The sequence below is a fragment of the Massilia jejuensis genome, from assembly GCF_042656795.1.
Lineage (GTDB): Bacteria > Pseudomonadota > Gammaproteobacteria > Burkholderiales > Burkholderiaceae_D > Telluria > Telluria jejuensis.
Genome location: NZ_JBHSMS010000071.1, coordinates 1 through 7,999, shown reverse-complemented (window position 1 = coordinate 7,999; position 7,999 = coordinate 1). Strand labels below are relative to the sequence as shown.

The following is a 7,999-nucleotide window of genomic DNA, read 5'->3' as shown; positions in this document are numbered from 1 at the left end:
GGTCAGTTCGGCTCATCGCCTTCTGACCTCCTGGACTCAATTTCGTTCAGTCAGATACACCCTAGCTCCCGCTTCAACATGGCATGGGTCGCCTGTTTCGTACGACCGCCCATGTTACACTCCTGGGCGTAGCCGTCGATTAGGTCGCCTACGCTATAACCTTCTGGTACGGGCTGGTATCCGCTCGCAACAATGTGCTCCGCTTGAACTTCTACTTGTTTCGCCCATGACTCAGCGTCACACTTTCGGGTGAACGTCTCTCCCCGGTACATGCCACCTTTCCTAACCTGTGCCCGCCATTTCCCGCTGGGTAGCTTCGTTATTGTTGCCATCGTGTGCAAATTATGTGTGTTGAGTTATGCCCGAATTATGAACGAATTATTTACCCCGTGTGCACTACGTGTGCACTGATTGCTGCACATAGCCAAAATGAACGAAGAAAAAACTATTAAAAACAAGAGGTTGCTAAGTGTAGCCCCGATGATGGACTGGACCGACCGCCACTGCCGCGTCTTCCACCGCCAGATCACGCGCCACACCTGGCTCTACACCGAGATGGTGACCACCGGCGCGCTCGTGTATGGCGACGTTGCACGCCACCTGCGCTTCGACGGGATCGAGCATCCGATCGCGCTGCAGCTGGGCGGCAGCGAGCCGGCCGACCTGGCGGCAAGCGCGAAGCTGGGGCAGGAGTGGGGCTATGACGAGATCAACCTGAACTGCGGCTGCCCGTCCGAACGGGTGCAGCGCGGCGCCTTCGGTGCCTGCCTGATGAACGAGCCGCGGCTGGTGGCCGACTGCGTCAAGGCCATGCGCGACGCGGTCTCGATCGACGTCACCGTCAAGCACCGCATCGGCATCGATCGGAACGAGGATTACGGCTTCGTGCGCGACTTCATCGGCACGATCGCCGACGCCGGCTGCCGCACCTTCATCGTCCACGCCCGCAATGCCGTCCTGAAGGGCCTGTCGCCCAAGGAAAATCGCGAGATCCCGCCGCTGCGCTACGAGGTCGCCTACGAGCTCAAGCGCGAGTTCCCGGAGCTGGAAATCATCATCAACGGCGGCGTGAAGACCGATGAGGAGATCGCGCTGCATCTGCGGCATGTCGATGGCGTCATGCTCGGCCGCGAGGCCTACCACAATCCCTTCCTGATGGCGAACTGGGATGCGCGCTTCTACGGCGACGGCGCGCCCCCGAAGACGCGCGCCGAGGTGCTGGCGGCGATGGTGCCGTATATCGCCGCCCAATTGGCGGAGTACGGCCCGCTGGGCCTGAAGCTCAACAGCATCACGCGCCACATGCTGGGCCTGACCGCGGGCCTGCCGGGCGCGCGCGCCTTTCGCCAGATGCTGTCCGATCCGAAGAAGCTGGCAACGGGCGACCCGCGCCTGCTGCTCGACGCGGCCGCGCAGATTCGCGGCATGTAATCGTCAGGCGCACGCGGCGGCCGGTTCGTCCGTGGGCGTCGCAGTTCACCTTCTTTCTTCAGCTTCCACGCCATTGCTCCTCCTGCCGATTGCATGGCAACACGCAAGATGCCAATGGCAGGCGTCCCATTCCGTGGCCATAGCGGCAACACATCCCGTTTTCCGTGTCTTACATGTCTAGAATTTTCTACACGGAAATGTCAATTTGTGTAGACAGGTCAATCCATCGCTTGCCCTAGAGCAATTCTCGTTTCATAATGTGACGCAGGGATCGAAAAGTCACCGTAGAGGTGAGTTGCAGACGGATGTTTGGTTCGCAGTCGCAAGGCTTTATGCCTGGCAGCGTCTTTTGATCTTTTGGAAACTGATTGCAGTAGGAATGTGAATTCCATGGCGGCGCTACTGAAGCACATCTGATCAACGGACGGGAAGGCGAAATGAATTTATCGAAGATGAAGGTCGGCATGCGCCTGGGGCTGGGCTTCGCCCTGGTCCTGGTGCTGCTGGTCGTGGTAACTGTGGTCGGCATCATGCGCATGTCGCAGATCCAGGACCGGCTCGACCACGTGGTCAGCGTCAACAATGTGTCGAGCCACGCCGTCATCGAGATGCGCAACAACGTGCATGACCGTCTCGCTTCGCTGCGCGTGCTGACCCTGATGACCGACGCCTCCGAGATGGAGCCGGAACTCAAGCGTTTCAAGGACCAGACCGCCAAATACGACGAAGCCCAGAAAAAAGTCGGCCTCCTGTTCGCGACCGCCGGCACCGATGCCGAGAAAGCGCTGCTGGCCGACATCAAGCGCCACGAAGCGGCCGCCATGCCGGCCATCGCCAAGGCCTCCGAGCTGTACCTGGCCAACGACGCGATGAGCGCTACCCGCGTCATGATCAAGGAAGTGCGGCCAGTCCAGAAAAAGTGGACCGAAGCGCTGGACAAGCTGGTGGCGCTGGAAGACAAGCAGAGCGCCCAGAGCCAGGAAGATGCGCGCGCCGCTTTCGTCAACGCCCGTAACTTCATGTCGATCATGCTGGTGCTGGCGGTGGGCATGGGCGTGGCCGCCGCCTGGTTCATCACCCGCGGCCTGATCAAGCAGCTCGGTGGCGAGCCGGACTACACGGCGAAGATTGCCGGCAGCATCGCCAATGGCGACCTGGCCATTGCCATCGACACCCGCACCGCCCAACACGGCAGCCTGCTGGCAGAAATGAACGAGATGCGCAACAGCCTGGTCGGCATCGTCGGCCAGGTCCGCCGCGGCACGGAGACCATCGGCACCGCATCGCGTGAAATCGCGGCCGGCAATATCGACCTGTCCTCGCGTACCGAACTGCAGGCCAGCTCGCTGGAGAAGACCGCCTCGGCGATGGAAACCCTGACCACCACCGTCAAGCAGAACGCGGAACATGCCCGTGAAGCGAACCACCTCGCGGCCAGCGCCTCGGACGTGGCCCGCAAGGGCGGCGACGTGGTCTCGCAAGTGGTCGGCACGATGGGCGAGATCAACAGTTCGGCCACCAAGATCGCCGACATCATCAGCGTCATCGACGGCATCGCGTTCCAGACCAACATCCTGGCGCTGAATGCGGCAGTCGAGGCGGCCCGTGCCGGCGAGCAGGGCCGCGGTTTCGCGGTCGTCGCTTCCGAAGTGCGCAACCTGGCCCAGCGTTCGGCGGCGGCCGCCAAGGAAATCAAGACCCTGATCGGCGACTCGGTCGAAAAGGTCGAGCGCGGCAGCAAGCTGGTCGGCCAGGCCGGCGTGACGATGGAAGAAGTGGTGGCGAGCGTCAAGCGCGTGACCGACATCATGGGCGAGATCGCCAACGCCAGCGCCGAGCAGAGCGCCGGCATCGAGCAGGTGAACATGTCGATCATCGAGATGGACAGCATGACCCAGCAGAATGCGGCCCTGGTCGAGCAGGCGGCGGCCGCGGCGCAGAGCCTGCAAGACCAGGCGGGCGAACTGAGCCGTGTGGTCAGCATCTTCAAGCTGGTCGAAGGCGAACAGCAGGCCGCGCAAACGCCAGCCGCACCGGCTGGCCTGGCGGCACCGACGACGGCGCAGCTGCCGGCGGTGCGCACGCCGGCGCCGCGTCCGGCGCGTCCTGCACTGAAGGAAAGCGCGCCCGCGGCAGCGCCGGCCAAGCCGAAGAAGGCACCGGTCGCGGCGGGCGGCGACGAATGGGAAGAATTTTAATTTACGGCGCAGTTTGCCGGGCTCACTGAAAGACCGCAGCAGTCAGCGGCATGTTAACAAACACTTTACAGGAACGACATCATGAAAAACACTGCCTTCAGCCTCCTCGCCAGCCTCGCTTTCGCCACCGGCGGCGTGGCCTTCGCTGCGGAAACCCCGGCTTCCTTCGACCCGTCGAAGTGCAAGGTCGAATACCCGAAGGCCTCGCTGATGAATGAAGAGCAGGGCACGACGTCGATGTCCTTCCTCGTCAATAGCGACGGCAGCGTCGCCGATTCGAAGCTGGAAAAGTCGAGCGGCTTCAAGGGCCTCGACAAGGCAGCCCAGAAGGGCCTGTCGGCCTGCAAGTTCAAGCCGGGCACGAAAGACGGTTCGCCAGCCCAGACCTGGGCCAAGGTCGATTACGCATGGAAGCTCGACTAAGTTCCGCTTCCATCGCGCTTGAAGAACAGCCGGCCTCGCGCCGGCTGTTTTGTTGTGCGGGCAGGGACCGCACCGGGTATCCGAACCGCGGCCGTGACGGCGATGGCGTGCAAGCGCGACGACGCCCGGCCGCGTAACCCGGACCGTGATCGATCGGCAGGCCGCGGCGAAAGCCGGCGCCCGGCATGAGCAAGGCCGTCGCCGGTGGCCTTGTCGTCGTCTTCGCCACTGCCGCCACGACCGATCGACGCCGCGCACAACAAAAAAGGCTAGCTGCCGAAGCAGATAGCCTTTTTCTTTTACTGCTGAATTCTTGGGGTGGCTGATGGGGCTCGAACCCACGACAACAGGAATCACAATCCTGGACTCTACCAACTGAGCTACAGCCACCACTGGTCTTGCTGTTCTATCTCTGCATTGCCGAGACAGAGCAAGATTATACAAACTCCAAAGCAAATTGGCAAATTAATTGTTCTGCACGATCAAGCTGCCGCCGGCAGGGTCGGCCACGATCTCGTAGGTGGGAGGATCGAGCCCGAGCAGGCCAGAGAAAGCGGCGGACAGGGCGGTGGCGCTGGCGCTCGTGTAGCCTTCCAGGCGGGCAGGGGCGCCGGAATCGCGTGCGACGCCGCCGGCAACGAGCAGGCGTGCCAGCTGGCGTGCCACGGCCTCGCCGGTGTCGACCAGGGTAATGGCGCGCTGCGTGCTGGCGGCGATCACGCGCTCGATCGAGGCTTGCACCAGCGGATAGTGGGTGCAGCCGAGCACGATCGTATCGGCGCCGGCGTCGAGCAGGGGAGCGATGAAGCGGCTGAGCAGCGCATCGGTCTGGCTCGACTCCAGCGTGCCGAATTCGATCTGGTCGGCCAGGCCATGGCAGGCTTGCAGCAGGAAGCGGGCGCCGCTGCTTTGCGCGACCTGGTCGCGCAGCAGCAGGAACTTGTTGCCGCCCAGGGTGCGTTCGGTGGCCAGCACGCCGACGATGCCGTTGCGGCTGGCGGCAGCGGCCGGCTTCAAGCCCGGCTCGACGCCGACGATCACCATGCCGGGGTAGCGTGCGCGCAGGACGGCGATGGCGGCGACGGTGGCCGTGTTGCAGGCAATCACGATGGCTTTCGCGCCTTGCCCGACCAGGAAGGCGCCAATGGCGAGCACGCGCTCGGCGAGGACGTGTTCCGGCTTGTCGCCATAGGGGGCGAAGCCCGAATCGGCGAAGTAGATCAGGTGTTCGCGCGGCAGCTGGGCGCGGATGTGGCGCAGGACCGAAAGGCCGCCGACGCCGGAATCGAAGATGCCGATGGGGGCGTCGCGGGAAACTTGAAGTGGGGTCATAGGGTACTGAAGCAGCGCGGCACGCGAACCTGGTTGAGCGCGTGGGCGGGAAACGCGTCCAGCGGACCGGTTTCCCGCCCAACCTGGGTTGCCAAGGCAACCGCGAGCAAGATGCCCTTAGATCGCGTTGACCGGAATGCCCTTGAGCGACTCGATCTTCGCCGCCCACTCCTTCGGCCCGGTGTCGTGCACCGAGGTGCCGTTCGAATCGACCGCCACCGTGACCGGCATGTCCTGGACGTCGAATTCGTAGATCGCTTCCATGCCCAGGTCTTCGAACCCGACCACCCTGGCCGACTTGATCGCCTTCGACACCAGATAGGCCGAGCCGCCGACCGCCATCAGGTAGGCCGATTTGTGGCGCTGGATCGATTCGATCGCCATCGGGCCGCGTTCGGCCTTGCCGATCATCGAGATCAGGCCGGTCTTCTCCAGCATCATGTCGGTGAACTTGTCCATGCGCGTGGCCGTCGTCGGACCGGCCGGGCCGACTACTTCGTCGCGCACCGGATCGACCGGGCCGACGTAGTAGATCACGCGGTTGGTGAAGTCGACCGGCAGCGCTTCGCCGCGTGCCAGCATGTCCTGGATGCGCTTGTGGGCAGCGTCGCGGCCGGTCAGCATTTTGCCGTTCAACAGCAGGGTCTGGCCCGGCTTCCAGGAAGCGACCTCTTCTTTCGTCAGGCTGTCGAGGTCGACGCGCTGCGATTTTTCCGTGTCCGGGGTCCACTGCACGTCCGGCCAGGTCGACAGCGCCGGCGGTTCGATGTACGACGGACCCGAGCCGTCGAGCACGAAGTGGGCGTGGCGAGTGGCGGCGCAGTTCGGGATCATGGCGACGGGCTTGGAGGCGGCGTGGGTCGGGTACATGTTGATCTTGACGTCCAGCACGGTCGTCAAGCCGCCCAGGCCCTGGGCGCCGATGCCCAGCGCATTGATCTTGTCGCACAGTTCGATGCGCAATTCTTCCGTCTTGTTGCGCGGGCCGCGCTGCTTGAGCTCGTACATGTCGATGTCTTCCATCAACGATTCCTTCGCCATCAGCATCGCCTTCTCGGCGCTGCCGCCGATGCCGATGCCGAGCATGCCTGGCGGGCACCAGCCGGCGCCCATCAGCGGCACGGTCTTCATGACCCAGTCGACCAGCGAATCGGACGGGTTGAGCATCACGAACTTGGTCTTGTTCTCCGAACCGCCACCCTTGGCGGCGACTTTCACGTCGACCGTGTTGCCCTCGACCAGTTCCATGTGGACCACGGCCGGGGTGTTGTCCTTGGTGTTCTTGCGTTCGAAGTGCGGGTCGGCCACGATCGAGGCGCGCAGCTTGTTGTCGGCGAAGTTGTACGCCCGGCGCACCCCTTCGTTGACGGCGTCGGTGACGGTGCCGGTGAAGCCTTCGAAGCGCACGCCCATGCCGATTTTCAGGAAGACGTTGACGATGCCGGTATCCTGGCAGATCGGACGCTTGCCTTCGGCGCACATGCGCGAATTGGTCAGGATCTGCGCGATGGCGTCTTTCGCCGCCGGGCTTTGCTCGGCCTCATAGGCGCGCGCCAGGTGTTGGATGTAGTCAGCCGGGTGGTAATAGCTGATGTACTGGAGGGCTGCCGCGACCGATTCGATGAGGTCGCTTTGAGTGATAACGGTGGTCATGGGAATGTTCGATCAGGAGGAATGTTTTGCGTGCGTGGTCATGACGATGCGGTCGGTATAGGCGATCGCCATGGCCGAGAGCAGGAATGCGAAGTGGATGATGGTCTGCCACATCATCGTCTCGTCCTTGTAGGACGCCGCGTTGATGAACGTTTTCAGCAAGTGGATCGACGAAATGCCGATGATCGCCATCGCCAGCTTGGTTTTCAGCACCGAGGCGTTGACGTGCGACAGCCATTCGGGCTGGTCCGGGTGGCCTTCCAGGTTCATGCGCGACACAAAGGTCTCGTAGCCGCCGACGATGACCATGATCAGCAGGTTCGAGATCATGACCACGTCGATCAGGCCCAGCACCACCAGCATGATGGTCACCTCGGTCAACTTGGTCGGCCGCTCGGCGCCGGGCACGGTCACGGCGTCGAGGATATGGGCGAGCGAGGCGGCATTGCCCATCGCGGCGCCGATCAGGTCTTTCAGTTCGACCCAGAAATGGAAAACATAGACACATTGCGCCAGGATCAGGCCGAGGTAGAGCGGCAGCTGCAGCCAGCGGCTGGAAAAAATCAGGCGATTCAGGGGGGTAAGCTTGTGCGGCTCGCGTGCAGGGTGGTTTTGCGCCATCAGGTACGACTCCAGGTTCCGACAACATGTAGCCCATCATTTTACACGGCTCGCGCGCGCTTGCAGATAGCGGCGTCGGGTTTGGCCAGGCGTTGGTAAAATCACACTTGAATAGGAGGGTGCGCCGGAAGTACCTTGTAAGGGGGCAGTAAGCGGGTGCACCTATGGTGTCTGATAAAACTATGACGATGGAGACTAGCATGTCCGAGACCGAGACCAAGCAGGAAAACCATGGCTTGCAGGAACACCGCGTGTTCCCGCCGCCGCCGGCATTCACCGCCAAGGCGGCCATTGCCGGCATGGATGCCTATGAGAAACTGTGCGCGGAAGCTGCCAGCGAT

7 protein-coding genes and 1 tRNA gene are annotated in these 7,999 nt (G+C 62.8%); 4 read left to right on the top strand and 4 right to left on the bottom strand.

Annotation, left to right across the window (positions count from 1 at the left end; all coding sequences use genetic code 11):
• Positions 1 to 429: 429 nt before the first annotated feature.
• The 4 genes from dusA to ACFPOU_RS20205 all read left to right on the top strand — a co-directional run bounded on the left by dusA (position 430) and on the right by ACFPOU_RS20205 (position 4,378).
• Entirely contained in the window at positions 430 to 1,431 is a 1,002-nt protein-coding gene (gene dusA / locus ACFPOU_RS20220) for a tRNA dihydrouridine(20/20a) synthase DusA (RefSeq protein ID WP_379725562.1), read from the top strand.
• A gap of 437 nt (positions 1,432 to 1,868) precedes the next feature.
• Positions 1,869 to 3,629, top strand: a complete 1,761-nt coding sequence (locus ACFPOU_RS20215; RefSeq protein ID WP_379725559.1) for a methyl-accepting chemotaxis protein — start codon at positions 1,869 to 1,871, stop codon at positions 3,627 to 3,629.
• Positions 3,630 to 3,710: 81 nt separating this feature from the next.
• Complete coding sequence (locus tag ACFPOU_RS20210) at positions 3,711 to 4,052, top strand: energy transducer TonB (protein ID WP_379725556.1); 342 nt, start codon at positions 3,711 to 3,713, stop codon at positions 4,050 to 4,052.
• A 185-nt stretch (positions 4,053 to 4,237) separates the two neighbouring features.
• Complete coding sequence (locus ACFPOU_RS20205) at positions 4,238 to 4,378, top strand: hypothetical protein (protein ID WP_379725554.1); 141 nt, start codon at positions 4,238 to 4,240, stop codon at positions 4,376 to 4,378.
• Here ACFPOU_RS20205 and ACFPOU_RS20200 read toward each other — a convergent pair.
• The 4 genes from ACFPOU_RS20200 to ACFPOU_RS20185 form a co-directional block, all read right to left on the bottom strand.
• Positions 4,367 to 4,442: transfer RNA gene (locus ACFPOU_RS20200), tRNA-His, on the bottom strand. The genes ACFPOU_RS20205 and ACFPOU_RS20200 overlap by 12 nt on opposite strands.
• Positions 4,443 to 4,517: 75 nt before the next feature.
• Entirely contained in the window at positions 4,518 to 5,384 is an 867-nt protein-coding gene (murI, locus tag ACFPOU_RS20195; protein WP_379725552.1) for a glutamate racemase, read from the bottom strand.
• Between the two features lie 117 nt (positions 5,385 to 5,501).
• On the bottom strand, positions 5,502 to 7,037 hold the full coding sequence (locus ACFPOU_RS20190; protein ID WP_379725549.1) for a fumarate hydratase: 1,536 nt from the start codon (positions 7,035 to 7,037) through the stop codon (positions 5,502 to 5,504).
• 12 nt (positions 7,038 to 7,049) lie between these two features.
• A complete protein-coding gene (locus ACFPOU_RS20185) occupies positions 7,050 to 7,658 on the bottom strand; it encodes a TIGR00645 family protein (protein WP_379725546.1) in 609 nt (202 codons plus the stop codon).
• Between the last annotated feature and the right edge of the window lie 341 nt (positions 7,659 to 7,999).

Excerpts from the sequence above, each read along its gene's own strand:
- murI (WP_379725552.1), bottom strand. The coding sequence starts at position 5,384 with ATGACCCCACTTCAAGTTTCCCGCGACGCCCCCATCGGCATCTTCGAT.
- ACFPOU_RS20185 (WP_379725546.1), bottom strand. The coding sequence starts at position 7,658 with ATGGCGCAAAACCACCCTGCACGCGAGCCGCACAAGCTTACCCCCCTG.
- ACFPOU_RS20210 (WP_379725556.1), top strand. The coding sequence starts at position 3,711 with ATGAAAAACACTGCCTTCAGCCTCCTCGCCAGCCTCGCTTTCGCCACC.
- dusA (WP_379725562.1), top strand. The coding sequence starts at position 430 with ATGAACGAAGAAAAAACTATTAAAAACAAGAGGTTGCTAAGTGTAGCC.
- ACFPOU_RS20205 (WP_379725554.1), top strand. The coding sequence starts at position 4,238 with ATGAGCAAGGCCGTCGCCGGTGGCCTTGTCGTCGTCTTCGCCACTGCC.
- ACFPOU_RS20215 (WP_379725559.1), top strand. The coding sequence starts at position 1,869 with ATGAATTTATCGAAGATGAAGGTCGGCATGCGCCTGGGGCTGGGCTTC.
- ACFPOU_RS20190 (WP_379725549.1), bottom strand. The coding sequence starts at position 7,037 with ATGACCACCGTTATCACTCAAAGCGACCTCATCGAATCGGTCGCGGCA.